Source organism: Streptomyces sp. TLI_185 (genome assembly GCF_003814765.1).
Taxonomy (GTDB): domain Bacteria; phylum Actinomycetota; class Actinomycetes; order Streptomycetales; family Streptomycetaceae; genus Streptomyces.
Window position 1 is genome coordinate 8,713,603 of the sequence record NZ_RKRB01000001.1, and the last position, 19,654, is coordinate 8,733,256.

Below are 19,654 nucleotides of genomic sequence, written 5' to 3' on the forward strand. Positions count from 1 at the left end.
GACCGGCTCTGATCGAATCTTCATTGAGCGGGATCACGCGCCCGCTGGGTTTATCGGTCTGTCGTACGAAGTCTCATACCAGAGCGGGACGCTCGCCGGGGGACTTTGTCAACTGCCCACCGCACATGATGCGTTGGCGACTACTGTGAGTGTCCATCGGGCAACGCATGCCCGAACCGCGCAGCACGCGCCCCAGGCACCGACGGATCAGTACGACGAGGACACCGATGTCTCACCTTCGCGCACCGGCCGCACGCGCAGACCGCCGCGAGGGCGGGCGGCACGGACGGCCGGTTGCCCGTCCCGTACCCTCGCTGCCCGAGACGCACATACGGCCCCAGCTGCTGCGGCTCGCCGTGCTGCCGCCGATCGCGGTCGCCCTGAGCGCGAGCGCGGCCGTGCTGTTCACCGTCCGCACCACCGGAGCACGGCCCGGCCTCACCCTGTGGGGCGTGCTCGCCGGCGCCGCAGCGGTGGCGCTCGCAGCGATCCTGATCGCATCCGTCGCCGCCGACCGCACCGCCCGGTCGGTGAGCGACCGCCTCGGCGCCCTGCGCCGCATCAGCGGCCGCGGCGAGGCCGACCTGCGCGCCCTCGTCGAGTCGCTGCGCCGCGGCGACACCCCGCCCCCGCGCAAGCCGCGCAGCTCTCCCGCGGACGATGCCGACGACTTCGAGCTGCTCGCCGCCGACCTGACCCGCGCGCACGACGGCGCCGTCACCGCCGTCGTGCAGGCCGCCCAGCTCTCCAGCCAGGCGGGCAGCGAACAGAAGCTCGAGGTCTTCGTCAACCTCGCCCGGCGCCTGCAGTCGCTGGTGCACCGGGAGATCTCGATCCTCGACGAGCTGGAGAACGAGATCGAGGACCCCGACCTGCTCAAGGGCCTCTTCCACGTCGACCACCTCGCCACCCGGATCCGCCGGCACGCCGAGAACCTCGCCGTCCTCGGCGGCGCCGTCTCCCGCCGGCAGTGGAGCAACCCCGTCTCCATGACCGAGGTGCTGCGCTCCGCCATCGCCGAGGTCGAGCAGTACTCCCGGGTCAAGCTGGTGCCCCCGATCGACGGCACCCTGCGCGGCCACGCCGTCGCCGACGTCATCCACCTGCTGGCCGAACTCGTCGAGAACGCCACGGTGTTCTCCGCACCGCACACCCAGGTCCTGCTGCGCGCCAACCTCGTCACCTCGGGACTCGCCGTCGAGGTGGAGGACCGCGGCCTCGGCATGCCGGTCGCCGAACAGAAGAAGATGAACGCCCTGCTCGCCGACCCGGACCAGGTCAATGTGGCGAGCCTGCTCGCGGACGGCCGCATCGGACTGTTCGTCGTCTCGCAGCTCGCGCGGCGGCACGGCATCAACGTCCGGCTGCAGACCAACATCTACGGCGGAGTGCAGGCCGTTCTCGTCGTACCGCAGGGGCTGCTGGGCTCGACGCCGGGCGTTCCCGGGGGTGCAGCGCAGCCGCACGGTGTCACGGGCGTGATGGGGATGCCCGAGCCGTCCGTACCGCCGCGGTCCCAGCCGCAGGCGCCGCCCGGGCCCCGACCCGAGACCCTCGGGTCTCGCGTCGTGCCCCCGCCGCCCGCGCAGTCCACGGTCGCCGCGGCGAACGCCGGCCCGCTCAACGGCAGCACGCAGAGCGGCAGCGGACCCGCACCGCTCCCGGTGCGCGGCGCCCACGAGGAGCGGGCCAATCCCGCGGAGGCTCTGCCCGGCATCCGGCCCGACGACCGGCGGCTGGTCGCGGAGAACGCCGCCACGCCGCCCACGCCCCGCACCGGCACCGTCCGCGGCACCATGGGCAAGCCCCAACTGCCGCGCCGCCGCGCCCAGGAGCACATCGCACCCCAGCTGCGGGACGGCCCGGCGCCACGCCAGGAGTCCGACCACCTCGCCGGCCACGACCCGGGTCTGATGGCCGCCTTCCAGCGCGGCATCGGCCTGGCGGAGGCCCAGCAGAACCTCGAGTCCGAGCGCGCCGAGTACGCGGAGCACTCGGACTACACGGGGGCCGTACACACGGCGTCGACCGCGCACCTGGAGCCGGACCACATGGAGTCGGCGCACATGGCTTCGGCGCACGTGGAGTCGGCACACATGGAGTCTGCCTACATGGCCGCCGAGCCCATGGAGCAGGCGCCGCGCATCGAGTCGCGCCCGCTCACCGACCCGGCTCACACAGAGGCAGCGTCCATCCTCCCGAGCTCGCCCCTGGACGTTCTCCACACGGACGTCACCGCCACCACTCCGCCGCCGTCCGTGGACGTATCGCACATGGACCCGGCCCACATAGCCGAGGCACGCCCCGCGTCCGCGCGCGGCACCGACCATCCCACCCGGCACGACGGGAGCGCACCAGCCGGATGACCACCCCTGTCCCCACCCCCGTTACCGCCCCCACCGCTCCCGCAGACCTTCGTACCCCAAGGAGTCGATCCACCATGGCGAGCGATGCGCCGACCGGCCATGTATCCGATCTCGACTGGCTGATGAGCGGCCTCGTGCAGCGCGTACCCCACACGACCAGTGCGGTACTCCTCTCCTGCGACGGGCTCGTGAAGTCGGTCCACGGCCTCGACCCGGACAGCGCCGACCACATGGCCGCCCTGGCCTCCGGCCTGTACTCCCTCGGCCGCAGCGCCGGGGTCCGCTTCGGCGACGGCGGCGACGTCCGCCAGGTCGTCGTCGAACTCGACTCGACCCTGCTGTTCGTGACCACCGCCGGCTCCGGCACCTGTCTCGCCGTACTGGCCGGCCGCGAGGCCGACGCGGCGGTGCTCGGCTACGAGATGGCAATGCTGGTCAAGAGCGTCCGCCCCTACCTCGTCACCGCGCCCCGGCAGCACGCCGTCGAACCCACGGCGATGAGGCCTTGAGCGTGGCGGCGGTCGGCGACGGGCCCTGGCTCGACGACGCGGCCGGTCGGCTGGTGCGCCCCTTCACGGTCAGCAACGGACGCACCCGGCCCACCATCGCCCTCGACCTGCTGTCGCATGTGATGGCCACCGGGGCCACCCCCCTCGGCTACCTCGGCCCCGAACATGCGCAGGCGCTCGACCTGTGCCGCGCGCCCGTCTCGGTCGCCGAGGTCGCCGCGCAACTGAAGCTGCCGGCGGTGGTCACCAAGGTGCTGCTGTCGGACCTCGTCGACTGCGGGGCGCTCACCACCAAGCCACCCGAGTTCCACCACAACCCGACTGACCGGGCCCTTCTGGAGGCAGTGCTCGATGGACTACGACGACAGCTCTGACCCCTTCCCCACCGCACTGAAGATCCTGGTGGCGGGCGGGTTCGGAGTCGGCAAGACGACCTTCGTGGGCGCGGTCAGCGAGATCGCGCCGCTCAGCACGGAGGAACTGCTCACCACGGTCAGCGCCGCGACCGACTCTCTCGAAGGGATCGAGAACAAGGTCGAGACGACGGTGGCCATGGACTTCGGCCGCATCACCCTCGACCCGGAACATGTGCTGTATCTGTTCGGCACGCCCGGGCAGCAGCGGTTCTGGTTCATGTGGGACGAGCTCTCCGAGGGCGCGCTCGGCGCGGTCATCCTCGCCGACACCCGCCGTCTGGAGGAGTGCTTCGCGGCGGTCGACTTCTTCGAGCAGCGCGGCCTCGGCTTCATCGTCGCGATCAACGAGTTCGACGGCTCGTACCGCTACGACCCCGAGGAGGTCCGCGCCGCCATCGACCTCGACCCGGCGATCCCCGTCGTGCGCTGCGACGCCCGGATCTCCAGCTCAGGAGTGCAGACCCTGCTCACCCTCGTCCGGCACCTCATCGCCCACGCGCCGGCGCATGCGCCGAGCCACGGCGCCCACATGTGATCCCCGCACACCGCCACGGAGCCCGTATATGCCCTGCGTCCACAGTGACGGAGCCCGCCCATGAGGTACGACCCGTCGCGCCCGGCCGGTCGTCTGCTGCTCACCCCCGAGGACAAGGAGGCCCCCGCCCGGGCCCGGCGCCTCGGTCAACTGGGCCTCGCAGAACACCCGGACCCCGCCCTCGACGCCTACGCGGACCACCTCGCCGAGCTCACCGGGGCGCCGTACGCCATGGTCAACTTCATCGACGAGAACCGGCAGTTCTTCGCGGGCCTGCATCTCTCGGACGTCCCCCGGCCCGTGGTCAAGGCGGACGGCACCACTCCCGTCCTGGGCCGCGAACTCGCCCGCGACCACGGCTTCTGCCCGCACGTGGTGGTGCGGCGCAAGGCCCTGGTCCTGGAGGACGTCTGCGACTACCCGCGGTTCGCGGGCAATCCGGTGGTCGACGAGTTCGGCATCCGCTCCTATCTGGGCGCACCGCTGATCGACAGTACGGGGATGGTGCTCGGTACCGTGTGCGTCGTCGACGTTGAGCCACGGCCCTGGGGCAGGCCCGGCCTGGAGACCATCAAGTCGACGGCGGCGGACCTGGTCGCCCGGCTGGAGCGACGGGAGGCGGACGGGCTTCCGCTGCTGTGACGGCGGGCACGGTCAGTCGCCGGCCGACCGGTCCAGTACCTACGTACCCTCGGGTCGTGGGACGCACCAGTGACGCCAGGCAGAGGCTCCTCGGTGCCGCACGCTCCCTCATCGAGGGACGCGGCTGCACGGCGCTCGGCGTGGCCGAGATCTGCAAGGCGGCCGGGGTACCGAAGGGCAGCAGGCAGCTTCTTCTACTCCTTCTACTTCTTCGAGTCGAAGGAGGCCCTCGCGCTCACCGTCGTCGACGAACACTGGGCGGCCCAACAGCGCGACTGGGCGCGCGCCTTGGGCGGCGACGCGGAACCCCTGCAGCAGTTGCGGCAGCTCTTCGAGGAGACGGAGGCCGGCCGCGCGCCGCCCAGCAGGGCAGCGGCACCATGTCGGGCTGTCTGTTCGGCAACCTCACCCTGGAGCTGAGCAACCGGGCCGAGGAGGTCCGCGGTGGTTCCTAGCAGCCGCTGAGCGGGGAGGGCGAAGTCCGACGGTTCGGCAGCGCCCCCAAGGGGCGCGGGGAACTGCGCGACCAGCCACAACGTGCCCGCAGAAGACCGACGGCCAGTAGCGGCGCAACCCGCGGAGCGACTAGTAGCCGCGCCACACGTTGTCGAAGGCGGAGTCCTCGATCGCCTTCCGCTGTCGTACGGCCTCCAGCTCCATCACCGCGTCGCCGACGGAGGCCAGCACGGTCGTGACCGCCTCACCGGAGAGGTCGTCCTGGTGCTCGGCCTGCTCTTCGTGGATCCCGGCGGCAGCAGCAAGGGCGGCGAGGACCGGCTCGCCCGAAGCCCAGCGCTCCTCGGCCTGCCGCCGGGCCGGCGAGTCGACCAGTTCCGCCCGCCCGGTCCGCAGCGGAATCCGGCGCCCGCGCTGCCGGGCGGTCAGCCCCACCCGCTCCAGGTCGTCGACATAGGCCGAGGACAGCCCGCGGCCCCGGCGCCACAGCCACTCCTCGACCGACTCGTACGGCTCCTGCCGTACGAGGGAGGAAACGGCCTCGTCCAGCAGGCGGTCGCCGGTGGGTGACGGGGCGCTGGGGAGGATGCGGTCGCCGTCCAGGGCGAGCGCCAGGGCCTCGATGAGGTCGAGCACCTCGGCTCCCGCGAGTGCGAGCGACAACTCGCCCTGCTGGACCTGACGGCTGGGCGCCGCATCCAGGGCGACGATCGCGAGGTCCCGTGCGGTGTTCATCAGCGGCTCCACGTCAGTTGGCCGAGTGCGGGGCGAGAGCGTCGGGGCCGGCCCCAGCGCCTGTCCGGCGGATCATGCCGGCGTCGCGGGGGCTGACACGCACATCTGCGGCGTTGTCGTCGGTTGCCGACGCTCCGCGTCGGCGCCCTCCTCCGCCTTGCAGCTGCACGCACCGAACCCCGCTCGGGACGGCTGCAAAGCGAGGTTACCTACAGCCGCCCCGATCCGCCGGACAGCCCCTGAGCAGTCCGGGCGTCCTCGGTCGATTCTCGCTGTCGCGGCGGGGCTGTGTGTCGTACTACGACCATGTGGTGCGGGAAGCCGATCCGCAGCACGGCGGCGGCCGCGGCCGCGGCGAGGACCACGAGGGTGGCCAGGAGCAGCGCCCGGTGGTAGCCGTGGTGCAGCAGCGGGGCGACGGCGAGCGGGCCCAGGATCTGGCCGACGGAGTATCCGGCGGTCAGCAGGGCGACCGAGCGGGGGAAGCGCAGGTGGGCCCCGGTGGCCAGGGCGAGCATGCTGATGCCCAGGAACGTGCCGCCGAACAGCACCGCCGAGAGGAGCGCGGCAGCGGTTCCGCCGATCAGTGCGGGCAGGGCGATGCCGACCGCCTGTACCACCAGCGCGGCGAGCAGCAGCGCGGGCCGGGACCAGCGGCGTCCCAGCCGCGCCCACAGCGCCGGGGACGGCACGGCGGCCAGCCCCACCAGCACCCAGGAGCCGTTGCCGACCCAGCCGGGGGACCCCTGACCGATCGCCGCGACCAGGAAGGTTCCGGCGACGATGTAGCCGATGCCCTCCAGGGAGTAGCTCACGAACAGCGCACCGAACCAGCGGTGTGTGCGGGGCGCCGTACTCTCCGGTTTCTCGCTGCTCGCGGGTGCAGCCGCCTCCGGCCGCAGGTTCCACGCGCCGACAGTGAGCAGCGCGGTGAGCACGGCCGAGGCCCACCAGGCGGCCCGCCAGTCCGCGACGGACCGCAGCGCGAGGAGCAGCAGGCCGGACAGTGCGATGCCGGCGCCGACGCCGCCGATGGCCCAGCCGGACAGGTGCGCCGGATGCCCGCGCAGATGGTGCAGCAGGGAACTGGCCGCGACGACGAACACCAGGGCGCTCACCACCCCGGCCAGCAGGCGCAGCGCGCCCCACGCCGCGGTGCTCTGAGCGACGGGCATCGCGGCGAGTGTCGTGGTCAGCGCGAGAAGGGAGCCGCGCAGGACAGTGCGTGAACGGACCAGCGCGGGCAACAGAATGCCCGCGAGCGCCCCGACGAGATAGCCGACGTAGTTGGCGGTCGCCAGGTTGGCTCCGGCGTCGGCGGACAGGCCCGCCTGGGTGTGCATCAGGGGCAGGATCGGCGTGTAGACGAAGCGGCCGACCCCCATGCCCGCGGCGAGCGCCGCCGCGCCCTGGGCGACATGGGTCCAGGGGGACGAGGGAGAGGAGGGAGGGGAGGGGGTGCTCATCGGGTGCCGTCGACCCGCCCCGGGTCGTTGGGGTGGGACTCGAGCGGGGTGACGGCAAGGGTCATCCACGGGCGCAGCGGCAGCGTGCCGAGCACCTTCTCGTGCAGCTCCGCCTCGTCGGCGGCCCGCCACACGCCGATGCTGCGCAACTCGCCCACGGGGCGCCACAGTCGGGCCAGATTGCCGGTGGCGGCCAGCTCCCTCGCACGGACGGCCTCGGCGGCCCGCCGCCGGTCGACCTCGTCCTGGCCGGTGCCTTCGGGGACGGTGGTGGTGATCTCGACCAGGAACTCGCGCATGATGTACTCCGATCGTCGTTGGTGGGCCCATCGTGCGCCCGTGACCAGCGCCGATGCCACGACCGGCTGCCTTGCTGCTGATAGGCGCAGCCTCCCAGCGCGCGTAGCATGGCGCGCGTGGAACTGCGCCAGCTGCGCTACTTCGTCGCGGTCGCCGAGGAACTGAACTTCGGCCGGGCCGCCGAGCGGCTGCTCATCGCGGGCCCCTCGCTCTCCCAGCAGATCAAAGCCCTCGAACGGGACTTGGGCGTCCGGCTGTTCGACCGGAACCGCCGCTCGGTCTCCCTCACGCCCGCCGGAGCCGCCCTGCTCCCGCACACCCGTGCCCTGCTGGAACGGGCCGACGACCTCAAGCACCGGGCCGGCCGGCTGTCGGGCTCACAGTCGGTACGGCTCGGCTACGTCAACTGGCTTCCCCCCGACCTGACTTCACGTACGGCAGCGGTGGCCCGCGTGCACGTCGACGCGTGGGTCGCCCCCTCGCACACCCAGGCCGCCCGGGTCGCCGACGGCAGCCTGGACCTCGCCGTGTGCTGGCTGCGCACCGAGGACCTCGAGCGGCTCGGGCTGCGGGCCCGGCTGATCGGCGCCGACCGGCTGTACGCCGTCGCCAAGGGCGGCGACACCCATGACGTAACGGATGTGGCGGCCCAGGACACCGACGTCCTCATCGACGACGACATCACCTCCTGGGCGTCCTGGAACGTCTACGCGGAGGAGCTGGCACAGGCCACCGGGGCCCGCACCGTGCGCATCTCCGACGGTGCCGTCACCGGCCCGGCCTTCTTCGACCACGTCCGCCGCTGCCGCCGCCCGGTCCTCAACTCGCCCAAGGGACAGACCAGTCCGCTCCCGCCCGACCTGGTCCGCCGAGAGATCGTCGCCCCGAAGGTCTACTGGACCTGGTCCGTGGTCTGGCGGGAGGCCGAGGACCGCGCCGGAGTCCTCGCTGCCGTCGACGCCCTGTGCGAGGGCGTCGGCGACCTCGGAATCCACGCCCCGGACGCCTGGCTGCCCGCGGACGATCCGTACAGGCTCCCAGGCTGACCCGTTCTGAAAGCCTGCGCCTCCCAGGCAGGAGCAAGCCGATCCTTCCGTCGTCGAGTGCCCCGTCCTACCTTCCGATTAGTCGACCGGTCGGCTGGTAACCGGTCAGTTCCTCGGGAGAAGGTCACCGTGAGCGCGCAGAACCAGAAGGTCGCGATCGTCACCGGCGCCTCGCAGGGCATCGGCGCCGCCCTCGTCGAGGGCTACCGCAAGCTCGAGTACGCCGTCGTAGCCACCTCGCGCACCATTGCCCCCGTCGACGACGCCGACGTCGTCACCGTCCAGGGCGACATCGCCGACCCGGCGACAGCGGAACGGGTCGTCGCGGCCGCTCCTGGGAAGGTGCCGTGCTCCGCCCGCTGACCCGATGCCAGGTCGACGACCATCTGCAGGAGTTGGGCGACGTGGACACGCACACCTCGGACGCTGGCGAGGCAGCCCGCGCCCGCTTCGTGAGACGCCTGGCGACCGCCGTACGACGGCCCGGCTTCGCCCTGGTGCTCGCCGGGAACACCCACCCGACGGGACTGGCCTACGGATTCCCCGTACGGGGCGAGGGCGCCTCGGGGGGAGGGGCTCGGCGCGTACCTGCCGACGGGCCTGTTCCGTCTCGCCGCGGCGGGGCTGCTCTTCGCCATCCCCGAGATCGTCGTCCCGCCCGAGGTGTGCCGGCAGTACCAGGGCCGCGACTGGAACCTCGCCCGACGCCTCCAGAAGCAGCTGCTCCGCGACCACGGCGCGGCCCTCGGTGTCACCCTCGTGTGCCGTGGGGACACCGCGACGCTGGAGGCCCTGCGTTCCTGGGGCCGGCGGTGCCTCCCGGGTGGGTTCGCGGCGCACCCGCCCGCCCCGCGCAGGGCCCTGGTCCTCAGACCATGACGCCGGTCAGTCCCACTCCGCGGCCGTCGCCTGCCAGGGCGCCGGCCGCTGCACGGGCGGGGCGGGCGGGGCGTCGTGGCAGGTGAAGCCGAGCTGGGTCAGCGCCCTGCGGACCTCACCCACGGTGAAGTCGCGGCGACTCTGTCTGGTGATCACTTCCCCGACCTGCATGACCGGGTAGACGCGACGGCCGATGGTCACGGACACCCCGGTAACGGGTTCCGGCTTGATGCCCCCCATCGACTGCTCCACCTCGAACTTGGTGAAGTCGAAGGGAAAACGGGCGATGACGCAGCGCATGATGCCTCCACAGGGTTGAGAGGGAGATGCCGGACCAGCCCGGTCCGACGCCGTGCGGTCGGTCAGGGGAGGAGAGCGAGGACGCCCAGGGCACAGCCGTGTTCGTCGACCACGGGTGAGGCGGGCACTGTGCGCACCCGCATGGCGGCCTTCGCGGCACCGAGGGCGGCGGCGGACGAGGTCAACGGCCCCCGGTCGTACGGGATGTCCCGCAGCCGGGTGCGGTCGCGATACCACGCGCCGCCGCGGTGGTCGGAGAGCCGAGCCCTGGTGACCAGACCTGCGCACCGGCCGTCCTCGTCCCGCAGCAGCAGGTGCGGGACGCGGGCACCGATGAGGACGGAGAGGGCCACGTCGACCGTCATGTGCTCGTCGACCTGGGGTCCGGGGACGTCCATTGCGCACCGGGCCGTCAGGCCGGTGTCGGCGGTCTCAGCATCCCTATGGGGCCAACGAGTTCGGTCTGGCGTCAATGGCTTCTCCTCTACGACGGGTTTTCGTCGGGGCGGGCATGCATGACGACCGGATGGTTCATCCGAACGCCGATGGGCGTTGTGCGTTCGTGCTCGGCGGGAACCTGGGGCGCGGGACGGCCCGCCCGTCCGCGTGGCCGGGGGACCGAGCGGGGCAGATCGAGGTCGTCGAAAGCGTCAACAGCCGACAGCGGCGGGCGACGGTTTTCGGCAGCGCGAACTTCTTGCGGAATACGGCGGAATGGTTCTTGCAGTCATTCCGTCCGACCTCAGCCGGACGGGAAGGGGGGCTTCGGCTCCCCGTTTTTGTGCCGGGCAAGCGGGATGAGCCGTCGGTCGTGCGACCGGTGCGGTTCATGCAGAACCCTCCTCGATGCGGCACTTATCGAGGAATTCCCAATGGATCCGCGGAAGCCGAAACCCTTGCGGATCCGGAGTCGCCGCGATGATCGCCCCTCCGAAAAGAACCGGAAAGCTTCGGAAACAAGAAAGGGTGCTCATCGACGCAAAGTCGGAAGAGCTCCCGGGATTTCTGATGTCTCTGGTAACCAAAACTGCAACATTTGTCACGTTACCACAGATCGATGAGCGGATCTCATGAATTCATGCCATCTGGTCCAATTCGTGCCATCTGGACCTGTGGGTTCGCAGTGGCCGTAGCAGATTTCCGATCAGCTCTGCGCCACGTCAAGTCAAGCTTCAAATTGCCGCCGGGCGGACTCGATGTGCTGGAAGTACCGGTAGGTCCACTCGCACATCCCGTCGACCGTCGCCCGCAGTCCGTGGCCCGCTTCGGTGAGGGTGTACTCGACGCGGGGTGGGACGGTGGGGTGGACGGTCCGCACGAGCAGGCCGTTGCGCTCCAGCATCCGCAGATTCTGGGTGAGCATCTTGTGGCTGATGCCCTCGACCCGGCCGCGCAGCTCGCTGAAGCGCAGCGTGCCCTCTCCCAGCATTTCGATGATCAACAGCGCCCACTTGTTGGCGATGTCGGAGAAGATCTCCCGCCCCAGGGAGTCGGCGCGCCGCAGGTCGGCGTCCTCGGCCGAGCCGCTGAACTGCTTGGTCACCATCAGGTTCCCCAGTCACTGAAAAGTGCGTTCTTCCATGTCAACGAACACTCTCCTACCGTTCCTGAGTAACCACAAGAGACCACGAGCTGGTTTGACGAACAGGGGCTCACAGGAGCCCGCGCAAGGAGACGGACACCATGGCAATCATGCTGAAGGACCCCGACGGACTGCCGAAGATCGACGTCTACCGGCAGGTGGCGATCGCTTCCGGTTCGAAGCTGGTCTTCGTCGCCGGGCAGGTCGCCTGGGACGTGGAAGGGGCCACCGTCGGCGAGGGCGACCTCGCCGCGCAGGTCGAGCAGTGCTACCTCAACATCGCCACCGCCCTGGCGGAGGCCGGCGGTTCCTTCGACGACGTCGCGAAGCTGACCTTCTATGTCGTCGACTGGACCGCCGACAAGATGCCCCCGCTCCTGGAGGGAATCTCCCGGGCGGCTGCGAAGCTGGGGATCACTCCGGTGCCGCCGACCACGCTGATCGGCGTCGCGGCGCTGGACATCCACGAGCACCTGGTCGAGATCGAAGCCACCGCAGTCCTCGACTGAGCATGTACCCCTGGGCCGGTGTGAGGCGGGCGGGGCGGGTGTGAAGCGGAGCTGCGGCGCGGGTTAAGAAAACCTCGATGGACCGCGGGTGGCGTCGTACGGCAGATTGCTACGCGATTCCACCCCTCTCCCCGGATACGGGCGCCTTCGGCGTGCCCGGACCCGGGGTCGCACCCACAGGAGCCGCGTTGAAGGCGCTGGTCAAGGAGAAGGCTGAGCCCGGGCTGTGGCTCGCGGACGTGCCGGAGCCGGCCGTCGGACCCGGCGACGTACTGATCAAGGTGTTGCGCACCGGCATCTGCGGCACCGATCTGCACATCCGGGCCTGGGACGGCTGGGCGCAGCAGGCCATCCGCACGCCCCTGGTGGTCGGGCACGAGTTCGTCGGTGAGGTCGTGGAGACCGGGCGTGATGTCGCGGACGTCAGTGTCGGTGACCGGGTGAGCGGCGAGGGGCATCTGGTCTGCGGGAAGTGCCGCAACTGCCTGGCCGGGCGGCGGCATCTGTGCCGGGCCACGGTCGGGCTCGGCGTCGGGCGGGACGGGGCCTTCGCGGAGTACGTCGCCCTGCCCGCCGCCAATGTGTGGGTGCACCGGGCGCCGGTGGACCTCGACGTCGCCGCGATCTTCGACCCGTTCGGGAACGCCGTGCACACGGCCCTCTCCTTTCCGCTGGTCGGCGAGGACGTGCTCATCACGGGGGCCGGCCCCATCGGCCTGATGGCCGCCGCGGTGGCACGGCATGCGGGCGCCCGCAACGTCGTGATCACCGACGTCAGCGAGGAGCGGCTGGAGCTGGCGAGGAAGATCGGCGTGAGCCTCGCGCTGAACGTGGCGGAGTCGGAAATCGCCGACGGACAGCGGGAGTTGGGGCTGCGCGAGGGCTTCGACATCGGCCTGGAGATGTCCGGCCGCCCCGAGGCCATGCGCGACATGATCGCAAACATGACGCACGGCGGCCGTATCGCCATGCTCGGCCTGCCCGCCCAGGAGTTCCCGGTCGACTGGGCCCGCATCGTCACCTCGATGATCACCGTCAAGGGCATCTACGGCCGGGAGATGTTCGAGACCTGGTACGCGATGTCGGTGCTGCTGGAAGCCGGCCTCGACCTGTCACCCGTGATCACCGGCCGGTACGGATACGGCGACTTCGAGGCGGCGTTCGCCGACGCGGCGAGCGGCCGCGGCGGCAAGGTCATCCTCGACTGGACCGTCTGACTCCCCTCACCCGTCAGCACTTTCAGGAGCTTCCCCATGTTCGACTCCGTGCGCGACGACCTGCGCGCCACCCTGGACGAGATCCGCGCCGCCGGCCTGCACAAGCCCGAGCGCGTGATCGGCACCCCGCAGTCCGCCACCGTGAACGTCACCGCGGGCGGCCGCCCCGGCGAGGTCCTCAACTTCTGCGCCAACAACTACCTCGGCCTCGCCGACCACCCCGAGGTCGTCGCCGCCGCGCACCAGGCCCTGGACCGGTGGGGCTACGGCATGGCGTCGGTCCGCTTCATCTGCGGCACCCAGGAGGTACACAAGGAGCTGGAAGCGCGGCTGTCCGTGTTCCTCGGTCAGGAGGACACGATCCTGTACTCCTCCTGCTTCGACGCCAACGGCGGTGTCTTCGAGACGCTGCTGGGCCCCGAGGACGCCGTCATCTCCGACGCCCTGAACCACGCGTCGATCATCGACGGCATCCGCCTGTCCAAGGCCCGCCGCTTCCGTTACGCCAACCGTGATCTGGCCGATCTGGAACGGCAGTTGAAGGATGCGTCCGACGCCCGGCGCCGCCTGATCGTCACCGACGGCGTCTTCTCCATGGACGGCTATGTGGCACCGCTGCGCGAGATCTGCGACCTCGCCGACCGCTACGACGCCATGGTCATGGTCGACGACTCCCATGCCGTCGGCTTCGTCGGCCCCGGCGGCCGCGGCACCCCCGAACTGCACGGCGTCATGGACCGCGTCGACATCATCACGGGCACGCTGGGCAAGGCGCTCGGCGGCGCGTCCGGCGGCTACGTCGCGGCCCGCGCCGAGATCGTCGCGCTCCTGCGCCAGCGCTCGCGGCCGTACCTCTTCTCCAACACCCTGGCTCCCGTGATCGCCGCGGCCTCCCTGAAGGTTCTCGACCTCCTGGAGTCGGCCGACGACCTGCGCATCCGCCTCGCCGAGAACACCGCGCTGTTCCGCCGCCGGATGACCGAGGAGGGCTTCGAGATCCTCCCCGGCGACCACGCCATCGCACCCGTGATGATCGGCGACGCGACCAAGGCGGGCCGCCTTGCGGAGCTGCTCCTCGAGCGGGGCGTGTACGTGATCGGCTTCTCGTACCCCGTGGTGCCCCAGGGGCAGGCCCGCATCCGCGTGCAGCTCTCCGCCGCGCACTCGACGGACGACGTCAACCGGGCCGTGGACGCCTTCGTGGCGGCACGGGCGGAACTGGAGGCCTGATCCGGCCGTCCCGGACATATTGAGATAATCGATCCCATGATCGAAGCGCGGCGGCTCCACATCCTCCGTGCGGTGGCCGACCACCGCACGGTGACGGCGGCTGCCGCCGCGCTGTACCTCACGCCCTCCGCCGTCTCCCAGCAGCTGACGGCACTGGAACAGGAGACGGGCCACCGCCTGGTCGAGCGCAGCGCCAAGGGCGTACGGCTCACCCCGGCCGGCGAGATCCTGCTCAGCCACACCAACGCGGTCCTCGCGCAGCTGGAGCGGGCGGAGGCCGAGCTCGCCGCATACAGCTCGGGCGCCGCCGGCACGGTCACCGTCGCGTCCTTCGCGACCGGCATCGCCCTGGTCGTCGCGCCGGCCGTGGCGCGCCTCGCCTCCTCCGCGCCCGGCATCCGCATCCGCGTCCAGGACGCCGAGGGCGACGCCAGCCTGCCGATGGTCCTGGACCGTCAGGTCGACGTCGCGGTGGCGGTCGAGTACCGCGGGGCGCCGCCGGCCGACGACCCGCGCCTGACGCACGTACCGCTGTACGCCGAGCCCTTCGACGCGGTCGTCCCGGTGAGCCATCGGCTGGCCGACGCCTCCGAGATCCCGCTGGCCGACCTGGCCAAGGACCCGTGGATCGGCCCGTACCCCGGCAACCCCTGCCACGAAGTGGTCGTGCTGGCCTGCGAGAGCGCAGGATTCCAGCCGCGCCTGGAACACTCCTCGGACGACTTCCGGGCGGTCGTCGCCCTCGCCTCGGCGGACGCGGGCGTGGCCCTCGTACCGCGCTCTGCGCTGCGCGGGATGGACCTCACGGGCGTGGTCGTACGGCCGGTGGACGGGGTCGCACCCACTCGCCGGGTCTTCGCGGCCGTACGCCGGGGAGCCGAGGAGCACCCGCTGATCCGGCCGGTGCTGGAGGCGCTCGACGAGGCAGCGCGGGTATAGGGACTTGGCCGGCGGCCGCAGGCGGTGTGGATTGTCATGCGCGCGACACCGACTCTTTTCGGTGGATGGTGGATGGAGGGACGGGAGTCGCAGCGTGGTTCGTCTCTGATTTGGGATAGCATCCCGAATATGAAACAGGATGTTGCTGAGACCGGGCCCGACCCGGTCGACGCCCGGCTCGGTGCCCGGCTGGCCGAGCTGCGGGCCGAACGGGGTTGGTCGCTGGGGGAGTTGGCGGAGCGCAGCGGGGTCAGCCGGTCGACTCTCTCCCGTGCCGAACGGGCCGAGATCAGCCCGACCGCCTCGCTCCTGAACCGCCTGTGCGGTGTGTACGGGCGGACCATGTCCCAGCTGCTCAGCGAGGTGGAGGCAGAGCCCGCGCTGCTGGTACCGGCCGCCGAGCAGCAGGTCTGGGAGGACCGGGCCTCCGGGTTCGTACGACGTTCCGTGTCGCCGCCGCACCCGGGGCTGCGCGGCGAGCTCGTCGAGGGACGGCTGACCGCGGGCGCGGACATCGCCTACGACCGGCCGCCCGTGCCGGGTCTCGAACAGCACATCTGGGTGCTGGAGGGAGCACTCCGGGTGACGTCACAGGAGAAGGAGCACCACCTCGGCACTGGGGACTGTCTGCGGCTTCGGGTATGGGGGCCGACGCGGTTCCGGTGCACGGGACCGGACGACGTGCGGTACGTCCTGGCGGTGGTGCTGCCGTGATCGTGAACCAACTGGACTGCGATGAACTGCACGCGCGCGTGGACGCGTTGGCGGACCTCCTCGTCGACACCGTGGACGGCGGCGCCTCCATCGGCTTTCTCGCACCGCTCGACCGAGCGGCGGCGCTCACCTGGTGGAAGGAGCGCGCTGCGGCCGTCGCCGCCGGGCAGCTCGCCGTGTGGGCGGCGCGCGACGGGGAGCGAGTGGTGGGCACCGTCAGCCTGGCCTTCCCGGACAAGCCCAACAGCCGCCACCGCGCCGAACTGGTCAAGCTGATGGTGCACCGGGACGCCCGGGGACAAGGACTCGGCCGCACACTCCTGACCACCGCCGAGGAGGCGGCCGCCGCGGCCGGTCTCACCCTTCTGCACCTGGACACCGAGACCGACAGCCTCGCCGAGCACCTCTACCGTGCGGCCGGATGGACCCGGATCGGCGCGATACCGGACTACGCGGCAGCGCCGGACGGCGTGCTGCGGCCGACGTCGATCTACTTCAAGAAGCTGGCACCCACCGACCTCGTGAGGTAATCGCCCGAAGCTCTCGCCACATGGTTGCCCCATGCCCTCACCAGGTGATTGTCAGTGGCAGCCGCTACGGTGCGGAGCATGCCGGATGCCGAAGACGTACGCCGTATCTGCCTTGCCCTGCCGGACACGACGGAGAAGATCGCCTGGAGCATGCCCACGTTCCGGGTGGCGGGGAAGATGTTCGCCACGCTGCCCGAGGACGAGACCTCCATCGCCGTGCGCTGCCCCAAGGAGGAGCGCGACGAACTGGTGCTGGCCGAGCCGGGCAAGTTCTGGATCGCCGACCACGAGGCGCAGTTCGCCTGGGTGAGAGCCCGCCTCGCCGCGATCGAGGACGAGGGCGAACTGCGCGACATCCTCGCCGACTCCTGGCGCCAGGCGGCCCCGCCCCGACTGCTGGACACCTACCCGGAGTTGGGGCTGCCGGACGCGGACTGAAAACACTTCGAGCGTTGTCAGTGGTGCGTGGCATGATCCGAAGGCGGGTGTGGGAGCCGGGGCGGAGGGGGCTTCGGCTACCACCGAGACGTCGGGGTGCGGGACTTGTGGGGGATCGGGCAGCGGGGAGGGGAGTCGGACAGGGTGACCGGGACGTCATCACAGCCATCGGACCTGGGGGCCGGGACGGGCGCAGGCGGTCAACAGGGCGGCTCGGAAGGAGCGGTCCGCGGACCGCATGACATCGTTGCCGAAACCCGGACTGCGGGCGGCAAGGCGACGGGCGGCAAAGGACGACGACAGGGACGACAGAGGGCCGTGCGGCCGGTGTGGTCGCGGGACTTCGCGCTGTTCTTCGTCGCGCGTGCCATCGCCCGGCTCGGTGACACCATGCTGCCCGTCGCCCTCGCCGCGGGCCTGCTGCAGCACGGGTACGGAGCGGGCGCGGTCGGCCTCGCAATGGCCGCGACCTCCGTCGCCTTCGCCGGCCTCGTGGTCTTCGGCGGGGTGATCGCCGACCGCATCAGTACGCAGAAGCTGATGATCGGCGCCGACCTCGTACGCCTGGTCACACAGTCCCTTGCCGCGGTGCTGTTCTACTCCGGTCACGTCGTGCTCTGGGAGATCTGCGCCATCGGCTTCGTCAACGGTGTCGCGGGCGCCGTGTTCCAGCCCGGCGTCGCCAGTACGGTGCCCCGGCTCGCCTCCGACATCCAGGGCGCGAACGGCGCCATACGCATCGCCGAGTCCGCGGCCCAGCTCGCGGGCCCCGCGCTCGCAGGTGTCCTGGTGGGCTTCGCCTCACCCGGCGGTGTCTTCGCGGCCCATGCGGCCACATACGCGGTCAGCGCCCTGTGCCTCCTGCTGCTCCGCCTTCCCCCGCTCGCTCCCGGCAGCAGCTCGACGGGACACGGAGGCGGCAGCGCCTTCAGGGCCGATCTGATCGAAGGATGGCGGGAGTTCAGAGCCCGGACCTGGCTGTGGGGCGTGATCGCCGTCTGGTGCGTGTACATGATCGCCGTCTGGGGCCCTTCCGTCCCGCTGGTCGCAACGGAGGTCGTACAGCAGCACGGTCCGCGCGCCTACGGCCTGGTCAACTCCGCCCTCGGCGCCGGCACCGTCATCGGCGGCCTCCTCGCCCTGCGCCTGCGCCCCCGCCGCATGCTGCGCGCCGGCGCCATCTCCCTGTTCGCCTTCGCGGGCTTCCCGGCGACCGTCGGTGCCGGCCTCGGCGTACCGGCCATGGCGGCCGGAGCGGCTGCCGCCGGGGCCGGGATGTCCTTCTGGGGCGTGATGTGGGCGACCAGCGTCCAGACCCAGGTCCCGCCCGACGTCCTCAACCGCATCCACGCGTACGACGTCGCCGGCTCCCTCGCGATGATGCCGGTCGGCCAGGCCCTGGCCGGCCCCGCCGCCACGGCTGTCGGCGCCGACCACGTCCTCCTCGCCGCCGGAGCGATGAGCTTCGCCATCCCGATCTCCCTCCTGTCGGTACCGGCGATACGCAACCTGATACGCGCCGACGCACTGACGGGGCGTTCGGGCACGGGAGCGACAGACCGGCGGCCGCGCTCGCAGGCGAGGGGCTGACGGCGGACTTCCCTTGCTTGGCTTGCTCTCTCCCGGTACGCGCCGACGCACCGGCGGCGGCACGGGTGCGGCAGACAGGCGGTCGTGCCCGGAGATGACGGGCTGACGGCGGACATCCACCTACTCGGCTCGCGCTGTGCTGCACGCGGCACGTCGAGCCGCCACGCGCCAAAGGCCCTGGCTCACCGCCATCGCTCCTGACTCACTCACCGACACCGCCGGCTCGTTCGCGCTCGCCCTGGACACCCGCCGACGCCCCCGTGCCACCCGCCGACGCCCCGCTTCACCCGACCTGCGCAGCCACCCGCCCGCCCGATACAAACCCGCCGATCCGCTCCCGCAGCGACCGGGCGTCCAGGCCGTGTGCTGCCACGTGCTCCTCGACGCGGCCGTACCGGCGAAGCTCACGGCGGCCCACGCCGAGTCCGAGTACGCGGTGGGGCAGGTCGGAGAGCGCGTCGTTCGCGGCGGTCGTCGACGTGCCCGCCAGACAGGGCTCGACGAGGACGACATCCGTCCCGGCCGTCTCCGTTGCCCGGCGCAGTGCGGTTGAGTCAAAGGGCCGTACGGTCGTCGCGTACAGCACGGTCATATCGAGCCCCTCCGTCGCGGCGAGCACGGCGTCCAGCATCGGTCCGACGGCGACGACAACACCGGAGCGACCTTCGCGGACGGTGAGGAAACGCTCGCCGTCGACCGGAAGCCCCGCCGTGTTCGCCTGCACGGACAACCGCACGTACACCTTGTCGTCGCCCGCTGCGACCGCATGCCGTAGCAGCGTCTCGGCCTCGTCGGGATGCCCGGGCACGTGCACGGTCCAGCCGTCCAGGGTGTCGAGGAGAGCCACGTCGCCGGGAGCCATGTGCGTGTATCCACCGGCCGGCCAGTCGAAGGACCCGGCGGCACTGACCAGCACAGCGCCCAGGTCCTGATGCCCGAGGTCCAGCTTGACCTGCTCGAAGGGCCGCTCGACGAGGAAGCTGGCGAAGGTGTGGACGACGGGTCGCAGCCCGGTCAGCGCCAGCCCCGCACCGGCCCCGATCAGCAGCTGCTCGCGGATGCCGACGTTCAGGACCCGGTCCGGATGTCGCCGCCGAGCCTCGGCGAAACCGTCCTTGCCGATCTCGACGAGGACGACCGCGACCCGCGGGTTCTCGTCGAGCAGCCGTGAGATGACAGGGGCGAAACGGTCACGCATGGAGTCCATGGGAGGTCTGGCCTTTCTCGTGGTTGAGGAAATACCGCAGGAGGCAGC

22 protein-coding genes and 2 pseudogenes are annotated in these 19,654 nt (G+C 71.2%); 17 read left to right on the plus strand and 7 right to left on the minus strand.

Annotation, left to right across the window (positions count from 1 at the left end; all coding sequences use genetic code 11):
* The first annotated feature begins 227 nt into the window (after nucleotides 1–227).
* The 6 genes and pseudogenes from EDD92_RS40025 to EDD92_RS40050 all read left to right on the plus strand — a co-directional run.
* The gene (locus EDD92_RS40025; RefSeq protein WP_123968817.1) at nucleotides 228–2,366 is read left to right on the plus strand and encodes a sensor histidine kinase KdpD; all 2,139 of its coding nucleotides are present in this window, start codon (nucleotides 228–230) and stop codon (nucleotides 2,364–2,366) included.
* A gap of 74 nt (nucleotides 2,367–2,440) precedes the next feature.
* Complete coding sequence (locus EDD92_RS40030) at nucleotides 2,441–2,875, plus strand: roadblock/LC7 domain-containing protein (RefSeq protein WP_030936144.1); 435 nt, start codon at nucleotides 2,441–2,443, stop codon at nucleotides 2,873–2,875.
* Between the two features lie 2 nt (nucleotides 2,876–2,877).
* Complete coding sequence (locus EDD92_RS40035) at nucleotides 2,878–3,249, plus strand: DUF742 domain-containing protein (RefSeq protein ID WP_030936141.1); 372 nt, start codon at nucleotides 2,878–2,880, stop codon at nucleotides 3,247–3,249.
* Nucleotides 3,227–3,826, plus strand: a complete 600-nt coding sequence (locus EDD92_RS40040) for an ATP/GTP-binding protein (RefSeq protein ID WP_030936139.1) — start codon at nucleotides 3,227–3,229, stop codon at nucleotides 3,824–3,826. Before EDD92_RS40035 ends, EDD92_RS40040 begins: the two co-directional genes overlap by 23 nt.
* A 60-nt stretch (nucleotides 3,827–3,886) precedes the next feature.
* Nucleotides 3,887–4,468, plus strand: a complete 582-nt coding sequence (locus tag EDD92_RS40045; protein ID WP_123968818.1) for a GAF domain-containing protein — start codon at nucleotides 3,887–3,889, stop codon at nucleotides 4,466–4,468.
* Between the two features lie 56 nt (nucleotides 4,469–4,524).
* Nucleotides 4,525–4,911: pseudogene (locus tag EDD92_RS40050) on the plus strand (TetR/AcrR family transcriptional regulator); the annotation flags it as partial.
* 142 nt (nucleotides 4,912–5,053) lie between these two features.
* Here the strand turns inward: EDD92_RS40050 and EDD92_RS40055 are convergent.
* The 3 genes from EDD92_RS40055 to EDD92_RS40070 all read right to left on the minus strand — a co-directional run bounded on the left by EDD92_RS40055 (nucleotide 5,054) and on the right by EDD92_RS40070 (nucleotide 7,424).
* Nucleotides 5,054–5,659, minus strand: coding sequence for a GPP34 family phosphoprotein (locus EDD92_RS40055; RefSeq protein ID WP_123968819.1), 606 nt, complete (start codon nucleotides 5,657–5,659; stop codon nucleotides 5,054–5,056).
* Between the two features lie 209 nt (nucleotides 5,660–5,868).
* A complete protein-coding gene (locus tag EDD92_RS40065; RefSeq protein ID WP_185124275.1) occupies nucleotides 5,869–7,125 on the minus strand; it encodes a YbfB/YjiJ family MFS transporter in 1,257 nt (418 codons plus the stop codon).
* The gene (locus EDD92_RS40070) at nucleotides 7,122–7,424 is read right to left on the minus strand and encodes a muconolactone Delta-isomerase family protein (RefSeq protein WP_123968820.1); all 303 of its coding nucleotides are present in this window, start codon (nucleotides 7,422–7,424) and stop codon (nucleotides 7,122–7,124) included. The genes EDD92_RS40065 and EDD92_RS40070 overlap by 4 nt, the downstream gene beginning before the upstream one ends.
* Nucleotides 7,425–7,532: 108 nt before the next feature.
* Here EDD92_RS40070 and EDD92_RS40075 point away from each other — a divergent pair, with 108 nt between their 5' ends.
* From EDD92_RS40075 to EDD92_RS40085, 3 genes and pseudogenes are all read left to right on the plus strand, one after another.
* On the plus strand, nucleotides 7,533–8,471 hold the full coding sequence (locus EDD92_RS40075) for a LysR family transcriptional regulator (protein WP_123968821.1): 939 nt from the start codon (nucleotides 7,533–7,535) through the stop codon (nucleotides 8,469–8,471).
* Between the two features lie 129 nt (nucleotides 8,472–8,600).
* Nucleotides 8,601–8,804, plus strand: a pseudogene (locus EDD92_RS40080) (SDR family NAD(P)-dependent oxidoreductase); the annotation flags it as partial.
* Nucleotides 8,805–9,134: 330 nt separating this feature from the next.
* Nucleotides 9,135–9,350 carry a hypothetical protein gene (locus EDD92_RS40085; RefSeq protein WP_123968822.1) on the plus strand — a complete coding sequence of 72 codons (216 nt, stop codon included), beginning with the start codon at nucleotides 9,135–9,137 and terminating at the stop codon, nucleotides 9,348–9,350.
* A gap of 6 nt (nucleotides 9,351–9,356) precedes the next feature.
* Here EDD92_RS40085 and EDD92_RS40090 read toward each other — a convergent pair whose 3' ends face one another.
* The 3 genes from EDD92_RS40090 to EDD92_RS40100 all read right to left on the minus strand — a co-directional run bounded on the left by EDD92_RS40090 (nucleotide 9,357) and on the right by EDD92_RS40100 (nucleotide 11,196).
* Entirely contained in the window at nucleotides 9,357–9,650 is a 294-nt protein-coding gene (locus EDD92_RS40090) for an SCO5918 family protein (protein WP_123968823.1), read from the minus strand.
* A gap of 62 nt (nucleotides 9,651–9,712) precedes the next feature.
* Entirely contained in the window at nucleotides 9,713–10,048 is a 336-nt protein-coding gene (locus EDD92_RS40095) for a CBS domain-containing protein (protein WP_260327095.1), read from the minus strand.
* A gap of 767 nt (nucleotides 10,049–10,815) precedes the next feature.
* Nucleotides 10,816–11,196: a helix-turn-helix domain-containing protein gene (locus EDD92_RS40100; RefSeq protein WP_123968825.1), complete on the minus strand. Its 381-nt coding sequence runs from the start codon at nucleotides 11,194–11,196 to the stop codon at nucleotides 10,816–10,818.
* Nucleotides 11,197–11,333: 137 nt separating this feature from the next.
* Between EDD92_RS40100 and EDD92_RS40105 the strand changes: the two genes are divergently transcribed.
* The 8 genes from EDD92_RS40105 (at nucleotide 11,334) to EDD92_RS40140 (ending at nucleotide 18,399) form a co-directional block, all read left to right on the plus strand.
* Nucleotides 11,334–11,741 carry a RidA family protein gene (locus EDD92_RS40105; protein WP_123968826.1) on the plus strand — a complete coding sequence of 136 codons (408 nt, stop codon included), beginning with the start codon at nucleotides 11,334–11,336 and terminating at the stop codon, nucleotides 11,739–11,741.
* A 188-nt stretch (nucleotides 11,742–11,929) separates the two neighbouring features.
* Nucleotides 11,930–12,958, plus strand: coding sequence for an L-threonine 3-dehydrogenase (gene tdh / locus EDD92_RS40110; RefSeq protein ID WP_123968827.1), 1,029 nt, complete (start codon nucleotides 11,930–11,932; stop codon nucleotides 12,956–12,958).
* Nucleotides 12,959–12,994: 36 nt separating this feature from the next.
* The gene (locus EDD92_RS40115; RefSeq protein ID WP_123968828.1) at nucleotides 12,995–14,188 is read left to right on the plus strand and encodes a glycine C-acetyltransferase; all 1,194 of its coding nucleotides are present in this window, start codon (nucleotides 12,995–12,997) and stop codon (nucleotides 14,186–14,188) included.
* A 36-nt stretch (nucleotides 14,189–14,224) separates the two neighbouring features.
* On the plus strand, nucleotides 14,225–15,127 hold the full coding sequence (locus EDD92_RS40120) for a LysR family transcriptional regulator (protein ID WP_123968829.1): 903 nt from the start codon (nucleotides 14,225–14,227) through the stop codon (nucleotides 15,125–15,127).
* Between the two features lie 129 nt (nucleotides 15,128–15,256).
* Nucleotides 15,257–15,841 (plus strand): helix-turn-helix domain-containing protein, encoded by a 585-nt coding sequence (locus tag EDD92_RS40125; RefSeq protein WP_123968830.1) that lies wholly within the window; start codon nucleotides 15,257–15,259, stop codon nucleotides 15,839–15,841.
* The gene (locus EDD92_RS40130; protein ID WP_260327097.1) at nucleotides 15,838–16,371 is read left to right on the plus strand and encodes a GNAT family N-acetyltransferase; all 534 of its coding nucleotides are present in this window, start codon (nucleotides 15,838–15,840) and stop codon (nucleotides 16,369–16,371) included. Before EDD92_RS40125 ends, EDD92_RS40130 begins: the two co-directional genes overlap by 4 nt.
* Nucleotides 16,372–16,449: 78 nt before the next feature.
* Nucleotides 16,450–16,809 (plus strand): MmcQ/YjbR family DNA-binding protein, encoded by a 360-nt coding sequence (locus EDD92_RS40135; protein ID WP_123968832.1) that lies wholly within the window; start codon nucleotides 16,450–16,452, stop codon nucleotides 16,807–16,809.
* A gap of 318 nt (nucleotides 16,810–17,127) precedes the next feature.
* A complete protein-coding gene (locus EDD92_RS40140; protein ID WP_123968833.1) occupies nucleotides 17,128–18,399 on the plus strand; it encodes an MFS transporter in 1,272 nt (423 codons plus the stop codon).
* 283 nt (nucleotides 18,400–18,682) lie between these two features.
* Here the strand turns inward: EDD92_RS40140 and EDD92_RS40145 are convergent, their stop codons facing one another.
* Nucleotides 18,683–19,606, minus strand: a complete 924-nt coding sequence (locus EDD92_RS40145; RefSeq protein ID WP_123968834.1) for a transketolase family protein — start codon at nucleotides 19,604–19,606, stop codon at nucleotides 18,683–18,685.
* Nucleotides 19,607–19,654 lie beyond the last annotated feature (48 nt).